Here is a 21,030-nt window from a genome sequence, read left to right as displayed (position 1 = left end):
TATTGCAAGATTTTATAAGGGGCGAGTTTAAGTAGGTAGGTGAAAAAAATTACAAGTATGTCATTGCGACTGAAGCGGAGCGGAAGGAAGCAATCTCAAGGGTTTCAACTGCTTTAACATTTCGTTACATAGTGACGTTTATTCGCGCATAACTTATATAAATCTAATGTTGGAGCTTATTAATTTCAGGTTGAACCTGCCCCTACTATTAAAATTAAAATATTTAACCTGTGAATTCTCGCTTTTGAATTAAAACGTTGAAGGTTATTAATTTCAGATGGAACTCGCCCCTACTATACAAAATTAAAATATTTAACTTCTAAATTATCACTTCTGACTTCTGAATTCTGACTTCTGACTTCAAAATGCCCCATTAACAATGCTACGATTTCCTAAAGAAGCGAAAGAATATAGAAGGAAAAAAAACTGGATGGAAGAGATAGATAAATCCATATCCTTTGACGGACGGGACATTCGACTGAAGGTTGGTTTATTTGCGCCTCAAGCTGGTGGTGCTGTGATGATAGAGTCAGGAGATACAGCAGTTTTAGTCACAGCTACTACAGCTAAGGGTAGAGAAGGAATAGACTTTCTACCTCTGTTGGTGGACTACGAAGAAAGACTCTACGCGGGAGGAAAAATCCCTGGTGGTTTTTTGCGTCGGGAAGGTCGCCCTCCAGAAAAGGTGACACTTACAGGTCGTTTAATTGACAGACCCTTACGCCCACTATTTCCTGGTTGGTTGCGGGATGATATTCAAATTGTGGCCACAACACTGTCCATGGATGAGGAAGTACCACCAGACGTGCTAGCTGTAACAGGTAGTTCAGTAGCAGTATTACTGGCCAAGCTCCCTTTTTATGGCCCAATGGCTGCAGTACGGGTAGGGTTAGTAGGAGACGACTTTATTATTAACCCGACTTACCGTGAAGTTAAAAATGGCGATTTAGATTTGGTGGTCGCTGGGTCTCCACAGGGAGTAATAATGGTAGAAGCTGGAGCAAATCAATTGCCTGAACAAGATATTATTGAGGCAATTGATTTTGGTTATGAAGCAGTTTGTGACCTAATTGAAGCTCAACGAGAAATTATTGCGGAAATGGGTATTGAACTTGTGGAGTTGGAACCTCCCGAAGTAGACTCTACCTTAGAAAACTATATACAGGAAAAAGCTACAGAATCTATTAAACAGATCCTTTCTGAATATGATTTAGATAAAAATCAGCGGGATGAAAAACTGGATAAAATTAAAGATTCTTTAGCACTAGCGATCGCCGAACTTCCTGAAGAAGAAGCAGTAAGGGTAATGGTTGAATCTGACAACATGACTCTAGGGAATGTCTTTAAGGGCGTCACCAAAAAGCTGATGCGCAAACAAATTATTGACGAAGGTATCCGGGTTGATGGTCGGAAGTTAGATGAAGTACGCCCTGTTTCTTGTCGGGTAGGAGTTTTACCAGCACGAGTCCACGGTAGTTCTCTATTTAATCGAGGTTTGACTCAGGTAATGTCTGCTGTTACTCTCGGAACACCTGGTGATGCTCAAGAATTGGCAGATGATTTACATCCCCAAGATGAAAAACGTTATTTGCATCATTATAACTTCCCTCCTTTTTCCGTAGGAGAAACTAAACCAATGCGATCGCCAGGCCGTCGTGAAATTGGTCATGGTGCTTTAGCAGAACGCGCATTGAACCCAGTCATACCACTAAGCGATACTTTTCCTTATGTTATTCGAGTGGTTTCAGAAGTTCTGTCTTCTAATGGTTCAACTTCTATGGGTTCGGTTTGTGCTTCTACTTTAGGTTTAATGGATGCTGGAGTTCCTATTACTAAACCTGTGAGTGGAGCAGCTATGGGTTTAATCAAAGAAGGTGAGGAAGTTCGTATTCTGACAGATATTCAGGGTATAGAAGACTTTTTGGGTGATATGGACTTCAAAGTTGCTGGTACCGATAGTGGTATTACAGCTTTACAGATGGATATGAAAATTACAGGTTTGTCTCTAGAGGTTATTGCTGATGCTATTCATCAAGCCAAACCAGCACGGATACATATTTTGGAAAAGATGTTGAATGTCATTGATGAACCTCGTGGAGATATGTCACCTTATGCACCCCGACTGTTAACCTTCAGGATAGATCCAGAAATGATCGGTTTAGTCATCGGACCTGGTGGTAAGACTATTAAAGGTATTACTGAGGAAACCGGTGTCAAAATTGATATTGATGATGATGGTACTGTAACTATTGCAGCAGCGGATGGTGAAAAGGCTAAACAAGCTTGCAATATTATCCAAGGGATGACTAAGAAACTGAATCCTGGGGATGTTTATGTTGGTCGAGTGACTCGAATTATTCCTATTGGTGCTTTTGTAGAAGTATTTGCTGGCAAAGAAGGAATGGTTCATATCTCCCAAATTGCAGATTATCGTGTGGGTAAGGTAGAAGATGAGCTAGCAATTGGAGATGAAGTCATTGTTAAAGTACGAGAAATTGATTCTAAGGGTCGGATCAATTTAACTCGCTTGAATATTCATCCAGATGAAGCTGCCGCCGCTCGTGCTACGGCAATGAATTCTTAAATGTAGTTACAAGTCAAAAGTCAGACGTCAGAAATGGGAAGTAATAATTCTGTTTCTATGGGATAGAAACATTGAGAAAAGTTAATTTTTAGGTGTGTGGAAGTATCCCATTAACTGGCAAACTTTTGACTTGGTATTTTTCACTGGGGTAGGAAGATAGGAAAATGTATAATAGAAAAGAGGAAAAACAACTGTACCTCAATGATTAATTGCTGATAGCTGACTGCTAATATAGAATCCAGGTAATTAGTTATCGCATCGCGCTTGGAGTCAGGATTAGAAGAAATATTGGATTTGATATAGATGAATTTTTCAATTCGTATTCGATAGAACATCTGTATTCAGAGGAAGTAATTTTACAATTACTGTATAATCGGATTTTATATAAGAGCTAAATCTTTACAAAATAACTAATTATATCAAATCCGGTTAATTGCATATAGAATCTGGTCATAGGATATGTGTTGATAATTTTTTCAATTACTTTAATCGATATCTCGCTAAATTTCCCACCGGAGAGTGCTTAGGGGTTAGTCTCCATCTCCCCATCTCCCCATCCTCCCAACCATATAATAAGTATTCAACCGGATTTGATATTACCTGGATTTGGTATTAGCTATCATATTTCACATTAGAAACACCATTATGTTTAATAATAATATAAAATTGTAGGTTAAGTCAGTATCCCTGCAATCCCAAAAACATTATATGAAACACCAAAGAAAACGACCTAGTAAAATAATAGGAATAGGAGGAATCTTATTATGGGCGATCGCCTTAACTAGCTGTAGTCCTCAAAGTCGTACCCTTACCCTCTCTAGTGGTGCAAATGGTGGAGCTTACGAACGCATCGGCAGACAAATAGCAAATTCGGCTCGTGAAGTTGGGAAAATGTCTATACATGACAACTATAATTCCGAAGGTTCACAGGAAAACCTAGAACGTCTGCTCAATAAAGAAACAGATCTTGCTCTAGTTCAATTAGACGTCGCTAATGAAGCACTGAAAGCCGGTCAAGTACAAGCAATAGCTGTTCTTGCCCATGAATATTTACACCTCATTACACCATCTGACTCAGAAATCAAAACTTTTAGCGATCTTGAAGGAAAAAGAGTCACCTTTGGTACCCCTGGCAGTGGCATTTACTTCACTGCCAAACGACTATTCAGTGCTACCAATTTAAAAATTATTGAACAAGACCTTGATTTCAAACAAGGATTTAGCAAACTTAAACGAAAAGAAATAGACGCTTTAGTTTATGTAGGTCCATTAGGAGGTAGTAAAAAAGTGAAAGCCACACTAACAGCTCCTCCCACTCTGAAGTTAGTTCCAATGGCAACTTCTTTTATTAACTATTTAACCATTCAATTTCCCGAATCATACCAAAGTGCAACCTTTCCCAAGGGTAGTTATATGCCTCTATCACCAATACCCGAAAAAGATTTACCCACCATTTCTACTGCTGCCGCTTTACTAACTCGCCCCGATGTCAGCAAAAAAAAAATTGCTCTTTTAACTTGGTCGATCATCTCATCCTCTCGTCAATACTCATTATTTTACCCAGAGCTTGCTAACGGGAATGCCCGCTCTTTATTACGCAGTGGGTTGCTATATCTCCATCCTGGTTCTCTGAAGGCGTTTAACGAAGGAGACCCCAGAGAAATTTGGATGCGCTACGTTGAGGAAAATCAAGACTTACAAGCTGGTGTTATTATTGTGATCTTTACAGGTATCATCGGCTTTTTACTGCGAATGTGGCGTCAGAAACGATGTAGAAAGTTGATTAAAAATAGCAGTTTGGCTATGAGTGAAATTAGTTGTTGTGTAGAAACAAATCCTGTTCAAGCTCTGAAAGAAGTGGAAGAATTAAGGCAGCAACATCGGTTAATGTTGATTGAAGGAAGTTTGCCTAAAGAAGCTTATGAAAAGCTAGAAGATATGACACAGGTGATTGCTGAACAATGCCGAACTTTGCAGAAAAAACAACGTCAACAAGATATTCAAGATACAATAGAATTGATTGATGCATTGCAAAATATGTCAGAAGTATGCCAAGAAAAAATCAAGGATAAGCTGAAACAATCAGAGAGTAAATATCGAGAAATGTTATTATCAAATCAAATTGATCTTCAAACTTACATTCACCTCACCCAACTTATTAGTTATTATGTCAACTTAAATAATAATAATCCTCATTACCAGATTAACAATCATAATCTTCCTGTGTAAGCTATTAGCTATTAACTGATTCTTTTTAAAGAAAGAATCATATAGAACCCCGGTAATTAGTTATTGCATGACAAAGAAAGTCAAAAGTAAGAATAATCAGAATATACCAATTCAGGTCTGTCTTGATGACAACTAGCAAATGCGATAACTGTATAACCGGATTTCATATCACAGAAAATACATCTATTAATTACCAAGGGTTTTAACCATTTTGAGTGATGTTATAAATGCAATTCCCTTGTATAGAACCCATTTGGGATCTATTTATGTACTCAAATATAGGGAGATGGGAACATAGTGAAGATGGGGGCTTTTTTCTACCTTTTTCCCCTATTCTATTTCTCGATCTCCTGACTTCTGACTCCTTTGCCAAACACCTAAACCTTTGTTAATCTTCCAAATAGGTTCTATAGAGTAATACCAAATCCCAAAAATAATGCAAGACCTTCCTCAAAACTTCAGTGATTAAGTAATAAATAACTAAGAGCAATGTTTTTAAGGATTTGTTTAAAAAGAGTGAAAATATCTTATATATTTGAACCCTACTCCTGACTGTTGAATGCAAAATCCCTACCTTATCTTAAGAAAAGAGAGCAAGATTGCGTGAGATTTGGTATTACTTTAGAATTACCAAAATATTGTGGTTTAAAGCCTCCCTTTTTAAGGGGATAATAAATAAAAATTTTCCTGTTCGTCAATCCTGTTCTTTTCAAGGAGAGGTAATTCTAAATTCTAAATTCTAAATTCTAAATTCTTGAACAAATCTTTGGCGTCGAGCTTCCCTCCTAACTCCTTCTTCAATTAGACCTCAATTTCTCAATACTAACTTGGACTATCAAGGCAATGAAACTCATGCTTAAAAGCTGAATGCTCTCGAATTTTAATATCAACAATTTCAATTATCATCAAATATAACACTACCCATTATTTGGGTTTGTTCCAGATGTATCATTATCAATACGGTAAATCAAATTAATTGGAGTTTTTTTCCTCAAAACTTCACAACAATTTGATTCAAAATGTTACAAAAAGCTGTTTTTTGGCAACAATTTATAGAGAACAGGCAACAAAAACTAGTAGCAAAAATTCACGCAAATTAGTATAACACTATTTATTTTTTAAAGATATGTATCAAAACTTTTGATGTTTGATATAAAAGAGATAAATATGTTAATCTAAGCCACAGAGTCACCATAAAAATCGTTCCAAATCCTGATAATAAATTTTTTTTTGGCCACAAGTTAATTAATATATAACAATCAAAATAACAATGAAAAAAATATCAACATACGATAGTTCAGCTCCACCTACGCAGGAAAACTCAGCAATTATAGTAACTATTTTACAAAAATTAATAAATCTGCAAATAGATACTAGTATAGCTTCTGAGTTGATCAAAAATTATCAGACCAAGAAATTTCACCTTGGTGATGAATTAATTCAAAATGAATTTGAAATTAATAATTTTATTTATCTAGTATGCCAAGGTCGAGTAAGAATTTTAGCCTTTGACTCAGAACAACAAGAAGAAATACCAGTAGATGTTTTAGAAACAGGAGAAATATTTGGCGGAGATAACTTATTCACAGACAAGATCAAACTTTATCGGGCAATCGCTGCCAGTCAAGGCCAAATAGCAAAAATTGACCTGACCCAACTACAACTATTACTAGAAAAACTACCCCAACTAGAACAACACCTACAGGAACAAACACAACAACGACAATGCCAAATTTTTCTCAAAACCTGTACAGAATGGCGATCGCTCCCTAGTCATCAACTACGGCCCATATTACCCCACTTTCAGCAAATACAAGTACCCGCAGGAGAACAACTCACAACAGCAACTCCAGGGGAAACCGCACATTATTGGCTAAATAGTGGTCAAATTTCTACAACCCAAACTGAAATACCCACCTTTCCTAGTTGGGGTTATCCTGACAAAACGCCTACAGACTGGCAAGCAGAAACACAACTATCACTTTATAAACTACCCAAACAAAAATGGAATGAACTGATATCCTTACTAACAAACCCAAATAAAGCCCCTCTGAAGAAATCAGTCACCATCCATTCTCCACAAGTCACTGCCGATACCCCACCGCCAACCTCAGAAAATTCTCAGTCCCCACCCACAGAAAACAAAGTTCCTTTCCCAAAACCAATTAACCGCCGACTGCTGGATATTTTTGCTCACTATCCAATAGTTTTACAGCAATCATCTTCAGATTGTGGTGCGGCTTGTTTAGGCATGATTAGCCAATATTGGGGTAAACGCTTCAGCATTAACCAACTACGAAACTTGGCTAATGTGGGACGCTCTGGAGCGTCCCTCAAAAATCTCGCTAAAGCAGCAGAAAGTCTAGGATTTCAATCTCGACCTGTCCGAGCATCTCTAAGTCGTCTAGAAGAACAAACTGACCCTTGGGTTGCTCATTGGGAAGGAATACACTATCTGGTTGTCTACAAAATTAAAAGTAAAAGGATTTTAATTGCAGACCCAGCGATCGGCAAAAAATGGTTAAGTCGTTCAGAATTTCTAGCAAGTTGGAGTGGTTACGCCCTGCTATTGCAGCCTACTCAAGAGTTTCGCAATGCGAAACCAGCTAAGACATCTCTAGGTAATTTTGCCAATGTTTTGTGGCCTTATCGCAATACAGCCCTACAAATTATTCTGGCGTCTATATTGATTCAAGTATTTGGAATTGTTTCGCCCCTATTCACCCAAATTATTATTGACCAAGTAGTTGTTAACAAAAGTCTCAGTGCCCTCAATGTTTTTGTTTTGGGGGGGTTAATATTTGGATTAGGTGGTCTGGCGCTGGGAACAACCAGACAATATTTACTTGACTACTTTTCTAATCGAGTCGATCTGACTCTGATTTCTGGTTTTATCAGTCATGCTTTGAGATTACCTCTGAAATTTTTTGAATCTCGGAGGGTAGGTGACATTATTACCAGGGTTCAAGAAAATCAGAAAATCCAGCGTTTTCTGATTCGTCAAGTGGTGATGACTTGGTTAGATTTTCTCACGGGGATGGTTTATTTGGGGTTGATGCTTTATTACAACTATAAGTTAACTTTGTTGGTATTGGCCTTGATTCCACCAATAGCAATTTTAACTTTGGTTGCTACTCCTTTTTTGCGCCAGGTGTCGCGGGAAGTTTTTAATGCTGCAGCAGATCAAAATTCATCTTTGGTAGAAATGATGACTGGAATATCTACAGTCAAAGCTACGGCAACTGAAAAGGAGTTGCGCTGGCGGTGGGAAGAGGATTTAACTAAGTCTCTGAATGCTAGGTTTAAGGCCCAGAAGTTGGGAAATACTTTACAGTTTAGTAGTGGGGTGGTTAATAGTCTTGGTAGTACGGCGTTGCTGTGGTTTGGAGCATTTTCAGTCATTCAGGGGGAACTGAGTATTGGTCAGTTTATGGCTTTTAATATGATGATTGGTAAAGTGATTACTCCGTTTATGACATTGGTGAATCTGTGGGATGAGTTGCAGGAGGTTTGGATTTCTGTAGAAAGGTTAAATGATGTATTGTCAGCAGAACCGGAAGAAACACCAGGGCAGGAAATGTTGGTTTTACCTCGGTTACGGGGAGAGGTGCGGTTTGATAATGTGACGTTTCGTTATGATGAAGACCAGGAAAAGAATACACTTCAGAATATTTCTTTTGATGTTAGACCAGGACAGACTATTGCTATTGTAGGGCGGAGTGGTTCTGGGAAGAGTACCTTAGTCAGTTTGTTGCAGGGTTTATATTATCCCAACAATGGCCGGATTTTGATTGATGGCCATGATATCCGTCATATTTCCCCCCAGTCTTTGCGATCGCAACTTGGTGTTGTGCCCCAAGAGTGTTTTTTGTTTTCGGGGACTATTTTGGAAAATATTAGTATGTATGCTGATGATGTGGCTTTGCCAGAGGTGATAGAGGTGGCAAAACTGGCAGAAGCTCATAGCTTTATTCAGGATTTGCCTCTGGGATATAACACTAAGGTTGGTGAGCGTGGGTCGTCTCTATCTGGGGGTCAACGCCAACGAGTGGCGATCGCCCGTGCTTTATTGGGTGAGCCTCGGATTGTGATTTTGGATGAGGCAACTAGCTCTTTGGATACAGAGTCAGAGCGCAGGTTTCAGGAGAATTTGGCTAGGATTAGTCGGGAGCGGACTACTTTTATTATTGCTCATCGTCTATCTACAGTCAGAAATGCCGACCAAATTTTAGTTATAGATAAAGGAATTTTGTTGGAGCAAGGTACTCATGAGGAATTGATAGTCCTTGGTGGGTTGTATTATCACTTAGCCCAACAACAGCTTGACCTTTAATTTAAAAAATGGTAACCACACACTAAGTAAATACTGAATTTATGTAAATATTTGTTACATTTATTCCTCAAAGTCAATCGACTTTTATCTATTTACTTTACTAATTATTCAAAGAGAAATATCTCTTTTGAGATTAAATTCTCACTGTCAATCTCTTTTTTACTTTTTTAAATCCGAAAATATTAAGAATTGTAGATATACAATCCTGAATAATTTGTTAAAAATTTCTACATAGATAAAAAACTCAAATTATTACCTATATTGGTATATAGACTATTATTTTTGACATTTTTCAGGATATTTATAGACAATTCAAATAGGACTTCTATATCTTTAATAAAAGATAATCGTTAATAGAAAATCAAATAACTTAATTAGGTAACACAACTTCAAACAATTGTAAAAACTGCCAATTTGGCAAACATAATCAGAATATTAAGTTAGTATGATTACGGAGGGAAAAATAAGAAATAATACAATTTTAAAAAAAGTTTAATAACTTGAAAAAATATCATAAAATAAGGTGAGACCATGGATTCTCAGACTAAATCAGAAGCAGAATGCGATCGAAAAAAATCATCTGCTGAAAGCTGGATTTTACAGGATCTAAATACAGAGTACGATCGCCTAGATGAAGTAGCAGCCTCTATCTATGGAGGAATAGCAACATCAGTTAGGGGACCACAGTTACCTACACCTGCTCAAAATCATGACAGACCCACACCAACTCAAAGTGTTAATGCTTCTAATTGGTCACCATTTGTCCAAAATTTGCTCGATAAACCAACAGCAGCATTTCCCCGGCAACTGCTATTAGGGGGTATCGCTTTCTGTATGGCTTTTGGTACTTGGGCATGGTTTGGCCAAGTTAATGAAGTAGGCCAAGCACGGGGGGAGTTAGTACCACAGGGAGAAGCTTACAAAGTGCATCCGGTGGATATGGGCAAAGTAGCTAACATTCCGGTGAAAGAGGGAGATACAGTAAAAGCAGGTCAAGTTTTGCTGGAACTAGAGACGAAACTGGCAGGAATAGAAGTAAAGCGACTAAAGCAACAGCAAGTCGCTTATGAAAAAGAGTTAGTTCAGAAACAAGCCTTGCTCGACAGACTGAGGATGGAAGCAAGAAGTAGAGATGCTGTGGCCAAGGCAGATATGAGAACCCAGTCAGTAGCGATCGCTCAAGCAGAAACAAATGTGGAAACTACCCGGACGATGCTGAGTCAGTTACAGTCAGATGCAGCAGAATTAGAGCAACGATATATAACTCTCAAACCTTTGGCAGATAAAAGTCAGCAGTTATTGGCACAACTGCAAGCTGACGTGGATGCTTCTAGGAAAAGACGACAACAGCTAAGACCCATTGAAAGTAAAACAAATAAGTTACTTGAACAATTAAAAACTGATGTAGATGCTTCCAGAAAAAGAAGGCAACAACTTGCTCCACTGTCAGACAAAACCAAACAGTTGATTAAGCAACTCAAAGCAGATGTAGTAGAACATCAGGAACGGGTGGAAGCATTACAGCCGCTGGTTGAGGAGGGGGCAATGTCGAAGGAACGTTTATTTCAAGCCCAACAAGCATTACGCGATCGCCAACACGCTTTAGTTCGAGCGCAGTTATCTGAGCAAACTCAGGCTCAGGAGCAATTATTTGCAGCGGAACAAGCATTGCGCGACCGGGAAAATGCCATTATTCGGGCGCAGTTATCCGACCAAACTCAGGCTCAGGAACAGTTGTTTGCAGCCGAACAAACTTTGCGCGACCGGGAAAATGCCATTATTCGGGCGCAGTTATCTGAGGAAACTCAGGCTAGGGAACGGTTGTTTACAGTGGAACAGAATTTGCGAGATAGACAAACCCAAATAACTGAAACTGAAGGCAAGTTAGAGCAAGCATTGGCAGAAGCACAGAGACTCAAAGCCCAATTTTCCCAAAAACAAGCAGAAGCACAAACAACTCAGTTAGAAATGCAGCAACGTATTCAGCAGTTAGAAGTTGAGTTAACTCAACTGCAAGCAAAAATTAGTGAAAATAAAAATTTACTTGCTACTGCTGAGACTAAGTTGAAGGAACGATTTGTTTATGCTCCTGTAAGTGGGGTATTACTTTCTTTGAATATTACTAATAGTGGGGAGGTTGTGCAACCAGGGCAAACTATTGCAGAAATAGGCCCTGAAGGTGCACCACTGGTTTTGTCTGCTAAGTTACCTAATCCCGAAGCTGGATTTATCAGAGCGGGGATGCCAGTCCAACTTAAGTTTGATGCTTATCCTTATCAAGATTATGGACTAATATCTGGCAAAGTTTCCTCTGTTTCTCCTGACACACAGCAGGATGAACAAATGGGGGATGTTTATCAGGTTGAAATCACGTTGGAGCGTAACTATGTAACTGAAAATAGTCAAAAGATTAGTTTTAAGCCTGGTCAAACTGCGAGCGCGGACATTATTATTCGTCGCCGTCGTATTGCAGATATTTTATTAGACCCAATTAGACAAATGAAGGCAGAAGGCATCAATTTTTAATAGCATTTTCAAATTTTTTTAAATTCATTAGAAAAGATCAGGAGATAAAATCATGAGTTCTGAATTCCTTTATCGTCAAAGCAAATTAGATAAAATTATGACTCGCGAACAGTTTGATTTAATTATTGAAGCCATACTTGCTGGCAAGTATTCTTGGGCTTGTGTTTTAATCTTACGTTTTGGCGGTCAGAATCCCCTAGACTACATTCCCTATCGTACATTTAATCGGTTAATCAAAGAAAATTGTAAAGGTTGTAAACCCAGTAAACACAGAAACCGAGGTGAAGATGAAATTGAATTTGTCGGTAAAAATAATGATTCAAAAGTTATGAGTATTGCTGATCAACAGGCAAAATACAGTCACAAGAAACAGGCATCAAGCGATCGTAAAAATCAGCAAGATGCCCTAGCGATCTAATTTAATTTATCAGCAGGTAAATAAATCTTGAATATGGATGTGAATACCCTCGGTAGCAACTTGATTAAAATGCTATCAGAGGGTTTATTTATTCACAAATATTCTCTGATTTATTGCTGTATAAATCTGTGGTTTCCCACAAATAAATCATATCTCTGATCTAGAATATATGTCAATATTTTTATCTATTAATTATGCCAAAATGGCAATAAATAATTAAAGTTATAAACTTGCCAAAATGGCAACAAAGCTCTAGTTGAATTATCTATTATTAAAACAGTTCCAATGTAAATGATGAACTAATTATACAAAAATCAGGAGAAAATTTATGAATATTTCTGAACTAAATCATCTAGAAAATGTTAACCAATCCAGTCTAGTTAAGGGTGGTCATATGAAGATGATAGATTATATGATGAAAAAGCCTAGTGAACCATTCATCTGCTACACGCCTCCTAAGCCTTACTATCCTAAGCCTTACTATCCTATGCCTAAGCCTAAGCCTATGCCTATGCCTATACCTATGCCCTACCACTAAGATAGGTATACATTGAAAAGGAATTGGTACTAGTGATTCTGAATATGGATTTAATCATAATCCATAATAATCGCTTCAATCAAACCAAACAAAATCATACATATTTGAGTTCCATTAGTTAGAGGCATATTCAATATTTCACCTCTAATCAATAGTTAGATTAATTCTCAAAATCTAGGTCAAATAAGTAGTAGATATCCAAGATTTTTCTGCCAAAATGGCAAGACAAATCTAGTTAAATTATTTACTATCAAAACAGTTGAAATACAATTGATAAAATTATCAAATAAAAATTAGGAGAAAAACCATGAAAATTGCTGAACTAAATCATCTAGAAAATGTTAACGAATCCAGTCTAGTTAACGGTGGTTTATCTATTATTTATCCTCCTTACTATGGTTATGGTAACATTGATGTTAGTGCATCTGGGCATGGTTGGGCAGATGGTATTCTACCACAAGTTTGGATTGAATCTCATGTTTCTGTTGGTCAATACTATGGCTCTGCAAGTAATTATGTAAGTGCTTCTTCTATGTATGGAAGTGCTTCTGCATCAAGTCATGTTAGTGGTTCTAGCAATTAGTGAGTAGTGGAACAAAATTAAACCAAAAACCTCCTATTCTCAATAGAAGAATATAACTTGGTTATTTTAGCAAGTATTGATTAGAGGTAAGATCTTGATGATACCTCTAATTAATAGCTTGATTAATTAAAAAAATTCAAGTCAAATAAGTAGTAGAATGGTGATGATTAATAACCAATCTGTAGCAGATATAGATATTATCAATGCCCTCAAACAAGATGTTCAATACAAGCAAATTTGGCAACGAATCTTAAATCAAAAAGTCATAGAGAAAGCTACTCAGGCAAGAGGAATAACTGTATCTCCAGAAGAAATACAGGCAGAAGGCGATCGCCTGAGAATGGAAAAAAAATTATATAAAGTATCTGATACCATTGCCTGGCTTGCAGAACAAATGATTACAGTAGAAGATTTAGAAGCAGGAATTGCAGATCGCCTACTTTCTCAGAAACTAGCAGAGCATTTGTTTAAAGAGGAAGTCGAGAAATCATTTACTCAAAATCGCATTAATTTTGACCAGGTATTATTATATCAAATCATTATTAGCGAACCTCGACTTGCCCAAGAAATATATTATCAAATCAAAGAGCAAGAAATCAGCTTTTATGATGCTGCTCACTGTTATGATATAGATGAAAAACGACGTCAAGTTGGTGGTTGTGAAGGTAAACTTCACCGCTGGAGTTTAAAGCCAGAAATAGCAGCAGCAGTATTTAGTGCTAAAGCAGGAGTGGTAATTTCTCCAATTCAAACAGGTCAAGGATATCATATTTTGATGGTAGAAAAATTTATCCAGGCTGAGTTGACACAGGAAAAATACCAAGAAATTTTGAATAATATGTTTAAGCAGTGGTTAGCTAACGAAGTTAACTATATGTTATATAATCAAATTGAGCCGGAAGAAATTAACGAGGTGAAGCAGCAAATGGCTTAAGGATGCATAAATTGGTAATACATGACTGACGCACCTTAACCAATAAAACCTGTTTATGCCTATGTCCCGATACATTTACCCATCAGAGATATTAACTATCTCTGATGAAATCTATAGCAGTTTTCATTAATATAGAGTACAGAGATTTGGGTTGAAAGGAAGAAGGAAGAAGGAAGAAATTTTGTAGTCTACCTTTGTGAAAACCGCTATAATTTCCAATAGTTATTAGTACACTAGGCTATAAATTGTGATAATTATCACCTATATTTTTCAGCCAAAATGGCAACTAAATTATAACTAATAGAATTATATTCAAACAGAAATCGTAATACTAACAAAAAGGAACATTAAGCAAATGATTATTTCCAACTTAAATCACTTAGAAGACTTATCTAACAAAAATGACGATCTTAAAGGTGGCAGTATTACCGATGCTTTTCTCTATACTTACGGACAAGCAATGGGTGATCTAGCTTTAGTTAAAAGTAAAACTGAACTTTTGACATTTTCTTATTCAGGACCTTATGGTGGTAGCGTTAGCTTCAATGGTGCTGTAGGTTTTGTAGGTGCGATCGCAATTGATTGGCCTGAAATGCCTAATCTTCCAACATACTAGCTACAAATATCATTGGAATGATGAACTGACTTTGATTAATTGATAATGGATAATTGATAATTACTTCTGGTTAGTAGTAGTGTGTCTAGGCTAAAAGTGTGGTTCATTAATGGATAATGAATAATAGATAATTACCTCTGCACAAAACCAATAGAATTGAATTATAGGAAATCACCTGTTCTTTTTTTATCCTTAAAAGGAGAGACTTTAAACCGAATTGATTAATTATCAATTATCCATTGGTAAAAAAAGACCTAACCCTGGAACGAACTTCCAAAGCAAGAAGGGAGAGAACACTTCCTCCCTCTCGGAGTAACAGAGGAGTTGGGAACTGAGGTATCTATTTGTGTGATTGGAAGATTTGATCGCACTATATCTTTGAGATTTTACTGCCAAAATGGCAACCAGACTATAACTATTAGATTTATTATTTAGAATAGTCAAACTCATAAATAAGGAGCATTAAGCAAATGATTATTTCCAACTTGAACTACTTGGAAAACTTATCTGAAGAAATTAATAATCTTGAAGGAGCTGGTCTCACTGCAGGTGTATGGGTATCGGCTACCAAAGATAATGGCATGGCTATGGCTATGAGTGACAGTCAAATTTCGATCTCAAATGATACTAACAAATTGATCGGTTACGCTAACTTCAGTGCTAATCTGGCTGAAACCAAGAACCCATCAAACCCAATAATGGTTCAACCTATTGAACTTATGAAACCTGTGATATCTATTTCTTGGTATCCAATGTCATATTAATAAATACCCAACAGTTAATTAATTATCATTAGACATCTCCAGAAATTATATAAGTCTTATCCAAAACACTGTAGAGAGCTTGCATATAAAGTTTCTACATGAGCTGAATAAAGCAAAAGTAAACCTAAAAATCTTTTGGATGCAATTATGTGAACATCTACCGCCTCTTGCATGAGTACCTACTTTTACAAAAAGCTTTCTTTTTTGGAGATGTCAATTAAGGAAATAGGAACAGAGTTTAATAGCAGGTAAGATTTATACCTCGTACTCATTATATACTAGAGTCATCTTAGATGAGTGCGATTAATTCTTGATTTGAACCTCGTGCTAACACCCACAGCACTAAATAAAATAAAAGCTATAGTAGCTGATGGTTCAGGAGTAGATTGTACTTGAGCAGAATTTGCTTTGATCTCTACTAGACGTATATTTCTTATTTGGTTACCATCAAAAGTTCTCTGATATGAACCATCAAAAAATGCGGAAATAGATTCCTTATTACCACCAAAAGATTCATTCACTGAAGAAGAAGGACTAATGCTGAAATTGCTGGGGACAATATTTTGGGTGGAACCAAAAAAGTCATTATCTCCTGGAGTTTCCAAATTACCAGATACTCCAAAAAAATCTAACAAAATAGGTGTATCCTCAGCTGTTGTATCAAAGATAAAAAAGCTGACATTGCCCTCAGCATTAGCACTTTCATCTGAACTATTGTCAATAGAGGTTTTTAGGTCAAAATATACCTCAAAATCGAACTCAAATGTTTCCCCTGGTAGTATCGAAAAATCACCAATAACTCTAGCAGTGCTTTCTCCTAGTGCAAAAAAGTTGCTACCTGTACCACCTGCTTCAGAGCTAGAGGTATTATCAGCACCACTAGGATCTGCTACAAAATTTGCTTCAGCAAAAGCATCTACATAAGCTTGATCCCCATCTCCAAATACAAAAAATTCTTCAGCATTTGTCTCAACTCCTACTTGATAAGGATTTTTACTGAACCCATCAATTATTACCTCACCTTTAGAGGATGCAAAACTCGCTGCTAAACTAGGAGAACTTACTAAAACAGTTCCAATTAGTATGGGAGCAGTCTTAAATATCAATATATTAGTCAGAATATTTGTAAATTTCATCATTTATATTTATACTTTTTAGGAACTTCAACACTTAGCAATAACTTAGGCTGCCCTTGATATTAGGTTGGTCAGGTGTTTGACTTCACTACTCGGAGGGTTTCATGTCAGCAACAGGGGAAAGCAACGAGTCTGTGACAACTCCATTAACTATCAAGTTAATAGGGTTCCTGACTACCTTAATTTAAGCTTTATCTATATTTTAAACTGACGTCACGGTGCTTTTTATAAAAAATTGGTAAAGATATTAGTAATTTATATAAAGTTTGTGTAAACTTGTAAGAATAACTATTCTGAAAAGATAGGTTATCAAGGAGTCATTTTACACCAATTTCCAAAAATAATATTACACCGACTGAGTTGATAGGTAGTAGCCAAAAGGCAAGAAGGAAGAGTTTTTGTAACAGGTATTTATTCTGTATGGTAGTAGTTATAATTAAGGTTGGTTATTTGTAGCAAACATTTATGAAACTCTTATTATACGGTTTTACGAAAGTCAAAAATCAGATGTATGAGCTTCAAAGTTTTCAGCTATAGTAAATTTAGGCCATTATTTCACAATCTGGGGCGTTGCATATTTCCGGGATGAATTAGTGCGGGGAATTATATAGAATCCGGTTATATAGTATATGTTCATAATTTTATCTACACTTTAATCTCCCCATCTCCCCATCTCCCCATCCCAACTATATAACAAGTATTCAACCGGATTTGATATTACATCCTTTGCCTTCTAGAATTATTTTTTTAGAGAAAGAGGGAGTAAAAGATAGGTGTGAAAGTATTTGTGAATTATGGAAAGTGAATGAGTAATTTTTTTAAAGATTCTCGGCACTAAATCAAGGGTAGTTCTGATCCCGTAATGATCAAGTACAAATTGTAGCATTATAGTGATATCAAATCCGCTTGCTTTGGAGTAACAAGAAACCGGGTTTGTGTGAGGTCAATGTTAGTATTGTAGGGCATTTGATACAAACCCGGTTTCTCTGCTTTTTTATACCGATATTACCGGAGTTGATATGATGTATGAAGTTCCAGATTGCTCCAATGTGATTACTTAATTTTTTGGAAAACGATAAGGTTTTTCGCACCAATTTTCGGACACGTTGTTCCATTGTGTTATACCAATTTTATAAAATATTGCTATAGTGGCTTTGTTCTTAGGAGTCAGGAGTTAGGAGCTAATAATTTATAATATTTATTTTTGCCCAGAGTAAAAAAGTTTCATTTTTGACTAAAAATAGTCTATTAACCATAAGAAATTGTTTTTTATCTCAAAGAATAATTTGATTTATCCCCCCTACATCGTCAGCAAATTTAATAACAGTTTTGTCATCATTTTACTGTAACTATCTATGCATGAATTTGGTATTATTAAATCTTTGCTATGTAACTGGTAAAACCAGTTTCCTTGCCTACTACTTGATGTCACATTGAAGATAACACGATCTCATAAGCTTCCCAAAAATCACTATAGCAGGTTGTACATTGACGATATACGTCAGGTAAAGATTGCCAGAGACTTTGAGCTGATTTTCTATAGCGATGTAGCTGCCACACTTATTCCGCCTTCGATGTCGTGCAGCGAAAAGCCAATATATACTCCTACTATTTCGCGAGTCCTAGCATCCATCGCCAGCGAAATCAATTGTTTGTTGTTTTTATAACCAACAAATGACCAGATTTCATCAAGTTGAATTATTTGTGAGTAATATTCCTATTCAAAGTTATTGTCCCATATTCCGCACTTCAAATTGAAGTATAAAAGGTTATACAAAGTATATAATTTTTGTTAAGTATAATTACTCATTAAATTAAACAAAAAAATGCCTACATTTTGAAATACGAAATATAGTTTTGTACATAGCTAGTCAAAAGTCAGGATTCAATAGACACTAAAATGATTTTTTGAGTATAAACACTTATTGAAATACAGGCATTTATACTACTTTTAGTGTTTGAAAATAAAAAATATATATAACTATAAATAAATCTGTATTTATTTATACTTTTAATTAAATCTTTAATATATTTTTATATTTTCTTATATTTGATATACAATTATTTATATTTAGTAAACATTTATATATTTTTTGTATATATTTGTGTGAGTAAAACTACGGAAAATTTTTTTAGTATGAAAAAGGTTAGTATGAAAGAGATCTTGAATTTGATTGAACACAAGCAGGTAGAGTTCGGTCAGCATCCCCTATATAAATTCCTCAGAAACGAGGCTGTTGCTCCTCAAAAAAGACTAGCTTTTGCACCTTGCTTTGCATTTTTTGTTATGGGTTTTGGAGAACTCAATACCTGTGTTTTTCGAGACATCCTCACAGATGATCCTATTCAAGATTTAATTAATCAGCATACTTATGAAGATGACAAACATTGGATGTTGTTTTTAGAGGATTTAGAAAAACTCGGAATAGAATACTCACTTAGATTTAGTAAGACTCTCAGATACCTTTGGAGTAAAAAAACTAATTTCTCTCGCTGGACTACTTATAAACTGTATCGACTTGCCTATAAAGCACATCCTATTCAAAAATTGGTTATGATCAAAGCAATTGAAGCGATCGCCAATATTTTTCTCAGTTCAACAGCAAAGGCAGCAATTGATTTACAAGATATGTCTCAACAGAATTACTATTATTGTGGTCAGCATAACTGCTTAGTTGATTCTAACCATCAGATGCACTCTGAAGAGCAAGAAGAATTCATTAAAAATATCCAAATTTCTGTTAAATCTCATAAGAATGTTTATAAAATTGTTAAGCAAGTCTTTGACATTTTCACAGAATTTTCCAGCGCTATTTTGGAGTATACCCAAACTCATTGCATTGATGAAGCTTGGAAAGATATGGCAATACTTGATGAGCAAACAAACTTGAACCCAAAATTCCCAATTGATAAAAAGTATGATTTTAATCCTGTTTCTCCAACAACGAAACCTTTAGGTACTTATCTGATCGAGGCAGGTTTACTGACTCCAGAGCAATTGACCAAAGCACTACAGGATCAGCAGAAAAATTCCCTACGCCTGGGTGAAATTATTGTTCAACAAGGTTGGATAAATCAGCAAACTATCGAATATGTCATGGAAAAACTGATTATCCCTGAACGAAAAATGGTTGCTGTAAACTTGGAGCAATGAATAAACATCTCCCATAATTAATCTTAAATTATTGTACTTTCTAAGCTAAAACTTAATTTATGAAGATATCTAAATATCATCCCCCATAACTATAGGTAAATAAGTGGTAGTTCTGTATAGTAACCAGATGTAAAATTCTTTTTTATTTTTGTTTAACCAACAGGTGATACTAGCGATCGCTCCTTTTTGTCGCTTATCTAAAGCTATCGCTAACCACAACAATGCACTCAACTCAGACACCACCTGTTGATAGGTAAGTTTTGATAATGCTTTCGAGATACACCTTAAGGTAGTATTCTTATTTTTAACATAATAAAAAGAGCCTCTCATAACCAAGAGGCTCTGTCATAATAGAATTTTGAATAAGTGGGAAATTCTCAGGATTTCAATTTACTAATTGATCTGAATTTTAACCTTATTGTGCTGATTTCTTTTTGGATAAAATACCAGCACCAGCAAATAAACCTAAACCAAGTATAGTAGCAGGTTCAGGTGTACTTGCAGGAGGTGTCACTGGAACTTCATCTAAATATGCGTATGTTACTGAAACGTTTGCTCCAGACTGTGTAGAAATAATAGAAGCAATATTAGCTGCACCTGTTACTTGTGAATTAGTGAAAGTAGAGAATAAAAAATCCACGGTTCCACCAGCACCAGTGAAGAAATCTAATACAGCTTGGTCATCATAGATGTTCTCTCCATCTAATGTAGCTGTTAGTCCTTGAAAGCTTTTACCAGAAGTACCTCCAAAATTTATATTACCATCAAAAGCAGTTGCATCAAATGAATCTGATGCACCTACTACTTCTTCAAATGTAGGGTTATCGAGAGTATCACTAGACTCAACTAACTCCAATGTACCACCAAGACTAAAAGTTATAGTTTGAGCTTGCGCATCCAAACTTTCTACTTGGGCATCCCCAATAATTTGTCCACCAAAGCCGACTGTTACACTTTGAAGTTCACCAAGACTACCATCGAATTTTTGAAGTGATAACAGGGCATCTGTAATATCTGTTGGTGATAGATCAACATTGTCTGTAAATGTTTGTGTTTTAATCAGGGCATTAGCAACACCAGCATTAGCCATGACACCAGTAAATGCAACCGTAGCTGTTAAGCCAGCAAAAAATTTAGAGCGAATCATATTATCAATTATGTCTTGGATTTTTGTTTGTTTGATTACTTAAGTTTATAACAATTCCTTTTAAAAAA

At 36.2% G+C, this 21,030-nt stretch carries 14 protein-coding genes and 1 pseudogene; 11 read left to right on the top strand and 4 right to left on the bottom strand.

Annotated features, from left to right (window positions below):
* Positions 1 to 430 precede the first annotated feature (430 nt).
* From ACP6PL_RS14750 to ACP6PL_RS14705, 10 genes are all read left to right on the top strand, one after another.
* On the top strand, positions 431 to 2,584 hold the full coding sequence (locus ACP6PL_RS14750) for a polyribonucleotide nucleotidyltransferase (RefSeq protein ID WP_426546045.1): 2,154 nt from the start codon (positions 431 to 433) through the stop codon (positions 2,582 to 2,584).
* Between the two features lie 708 nt (positions 2,585 to 3,292).
* Positions 3,293 to 4,813 carry a TAXI family TRAP transporter solute-binding subunit gene (locus tag ACP6PL_RS14745; RefSeq protein ID WP_426546018.1) on the top strand — a complete coding sequence of 507 codons (1,521 nt, stop codon included), beginning with the start codon at positions 3,293 to 3,295 and terminating at the stop codon, positions 4,811 to 4,813.
* A 1,270-nt stretch (positions 4,814 to 6,083) separates the two neighbouring features.
* The gene (locus ACP6PL_RS14740) at positions 6,084 to 9,146 is read left to right on the top strand and encodes an ABC transporter transmembrane domain-containing protein (RefSeq protein WP_426546017.1); all 3,063 of its coding nucleotides are present in this window, start codon (positions 6,084 to 6,086) and stop codon (positions 9,144 to 9,146) included.
* 531 nt (positions 9,147 to 9,677) lie between these two features.
* The gene (locus ACP6PL_RS14735; RefSeq protein WP_426546016.1) at positions 9,678 to 11,672 is read left to right on the top strand and encodes a beta-barrel domain-containing protein; all 1,995 of its coding nucleotides are present in this window, start codon (positions 9,678 to 9,680) and stop codon (positions 11,670 to 11,672) included.
* Positions 11,673 to 11,724: 52 nt separating this feature from the next.
* Positions 11,725 to 12,090, top strand: coding sequence for a HetP family heterocyst commitment protein (locus tag ACP6PL_RS14730; RefSeq protein WP_426546015.1), 366 nt, complete (start codon positions 11,725 to 11,727; stop codon positions 12,088 to 12,090).
* A gap of 328 nt (positions 12,091 to 12,418) precedes the next feature.
* Entirely contained in the window at positions 12,419 to 12,628 is a 210-nt protein-coding gene (locus ACP6PL_RS14725) for a hypothetical protein (RefSeq protein WP_426546014.1), read from the top strand.
* Between the two features lie 307 nt (positions 12,629 to 12,935).
* Positions 12,936 to 13,211: a hypothetical protein gene (locus ACP6PL_RS14720; protein WP_426546013.1), complete on the top strand. Its 276-nt coding sequence runs from the start codon at positions 12,936 to 12,938 to the stop codon at positions 13,209 to 13,211.
* Between the two features lie 163 nt (positions 13,212 to 13,374).
* Positions 13,375 to 14,145, top strand: a complete 771-nt coding sequence (locus tag ACP6PL_RS14715) for a peptidylprolyl isomerase (protein ID WP_426546012.1) — start codon at positions 13,375 to 13,377, stop codon at positions 14,143 to 14,145.
* Between the two features lie 355 nt (positions 14,146 to 14,500).
* Positions 14,501 to 14,761: a hypothetical protein gene (locus ACP6PL_RS14710; RefSeq protein WP_426546011.1), complete on the top strand. Its 261-nt coding sequence runs from the start codon at positions 14,501 to 14,503 to the stop codon at positions 14,759 to 14,761.
* A 470-nt stretch (positions 14,762 to 15,231) separates the two neighbouring features.
* The gene (locus ACP6PL_RS14705; protein ID WP_426546010.1) at positions 15,232 to 15,525 is read left to right on the top strand and encodes a hypothetical protein; all 294 of its coding nucleotides are present in this window, start codon (positions 15,232 to 15,234) and stop codon (positions 15,523 to 15,525) included.
* A gap of 284 nt (positions 15,526 to 15,809) precedes the next feature.
* Here the strand turns inward: ACP6PL_RS14705 and ACP6PL_RS14700 are convergent, their stop codons facing one another.
* Positions 15,810 to 16,664, bottom strand: coding sequence for a hypothetical protein (locus ACP6PL_RS14700; RefSeq protein WP_426546009.1), 855 nt, complete (start codon positions 16,662 to 16,664; stop codon positions 15,810 to 15,812).
* A 1,007-nt stretch (positions 16,665 to 17,671) separates the two neighbouring features.
* A pseudogene (locus tag ACP6PL_RS14695) lies at positions 17,672 to 17,782 on the bottom strand (IS1 family transposase); the annotation flags it as partial.
* A 1,031-nt stretch (positions 17,783 to 18,813) separates the two neighbouring features.
* Between ACP6PL_RS14695 and ACP6PL_RS14690 the strand changes: the two are divergent.
* Positions 18,814 to 19,815: a cyclic di-GMP-binding domain-containing protein, MshE-related gene (locus ACP6PL_RS14690; RefSeq protein WP_426546008.1), complete on the top strand. Its 1,002-nt coding sequence runs from the start codon at positions 18,814 to 18,816 to the stop codon at positions 19,813 to 19,815.
* A gap of 69 nt (positions 19,816 to 19,884) precedes the next feature.
* Here ACP6PL_RS14690 and ACP6PL_RS14685 read toward each other — a convergent pair whose 3' ends face one another.
* Complete coding sequence (locus tag ACP6PL_RS14685) at positions 19,885 to 20,145, bottom strand: hypothetical protein (RefSeq protein WP_426546007.1); 261 nt, start codon at positions 20,143 to 20,145, stop codon at positions 19,885 to 19,887.
* An 85-nt stretch (positions 20,146 to 20,230) separates the two neighbouring features.
* Positions 20,231 to 20,962 (bottom strand): PEP-CTERM sorting domain-containing protein, encoded by a 732-nt coding sequence (locus ACP6PL_RS14680; protein WP_426546006.1) that lies wholly within the window; start codon positions 20,960 to 20,962, stop codon positions 20,231 to 20,233.
* Positions 20,963 to 21,030 lie beyond the last annotated feature (68 nt).

The sequence above is a fragment of the Dapis purpurea BLCC-M126 genome (genome assembly GCF_050015975.1).
GTDB lineage: Bacteria > Cyanobacteriota > Cyanobacteriia > Cyanobacteriales > Microcoleaceae > Trichodesmium.
This window is presented reverse-complemented; position numbering and strand designations above follow the sequence as displayed.

Excerpts from the sequence above, each read along its gene's own strand:
- ACP6PL_RS14715 (WP_426546012.1), top strand. The coding sequence starts at position 13,375 with ATGATTAATAACCAATCTGTAGCAGATATAGATATTATCAATGCCCTC.
- ACP6PL_RS14745 (WP_426546018.1), top strand. The coding sequence starts at position 3,293 with ATGAAACACCAAAGAAAACGACCTAGTAAAATAATAGGAATAGGAGGA.
- ACP6PL_RS14725 (WP_426546014.1), top strand. The coding sequence starts at position 12,419 with ATGAATATTTCTGAACTAAATCATCTAGAAAATGTTAACCAATCCAGT.
- ACP6PL_RS14710 (WP_426546011.1), top strand. The coding sequence starts at position 14,501 with ATGATTATTTCCAACTTAAATCACTTAGAAGACTTATCTAACAAAAAT.
- ACP6PL_RS14720 (WP_426546013.1), top strand. The coding sequence starts at position 12,936 with ATGAAAATTGCTGAACTAAATCATCTAGAAAATGTTAACGAATCCAGT.
- ACP6PL_RS14705 (WP_426546010.1), top strand. The coding sequence starts at position 15,232 with ATGATTATTTCCAACTTGAACTACTTGGAAAACTTATCTGAAGAAATT.
- ACP6PL_RS14735 (WP_426546016.1), top strand. The coding sequence starts at position 9,678 with ATGGATTCTCAGACTAAATCAGAAGCAGAATGCGATCGAAAAAAATCA.
- ACP6PL_RS14700 (WP_426546009.1), bottom strand. The coding sequence starts at position 16,664 with ATGATGAAATTTACAAATATTCTGACTAATATATTGATATTTAAGACT.
- ACP6PL_RS14740 (WP_426546017.1), top strand. The coding sequence starts at position 6,084 with ATGAAAAAAATATCAACATACGATAGTTCAGCTCCACCTACGCAGGAA.
- ACP6PL_RS14730 (WP_426546015.1), top strand. The coding sequence starts at position 11,725 with ATGAGTTCTGAATTCCTTTATCGTCAAAGCAAATTAGATAAAATTATG.
- ACP6PL_RS14685 (WP_426546007.1), bottom strand. The coding sequence starts at position 20,145 with ATGAGAGGCTCTTTTTATTATGTTAAAAATAAGAATACTACCTTAAGG.
- ACP6PL_RS14690 (WP_426546008.1), top strand. The coding sequence starts at position 18,814 with ATGAAAGAGATCTTGAATTTGATTGAACACAAGCAGGTAGAGTTCGGT.
- ACP6PL_RS14750 (WP_426546045.1), top strand. The coding sequence starts at position 431 with ATGGAAGAGATAGATAAATCCATATCCTTTGACGGACGGGACATTCGA.
- ACP6PL_RS14680 (WP_426546006.1), bottom strand. The coding sequence starts at position 20,962 with ATGATTCGCTCTAAATTTTTTGCTGGCTTAACAGCTACGGTTGCATTT.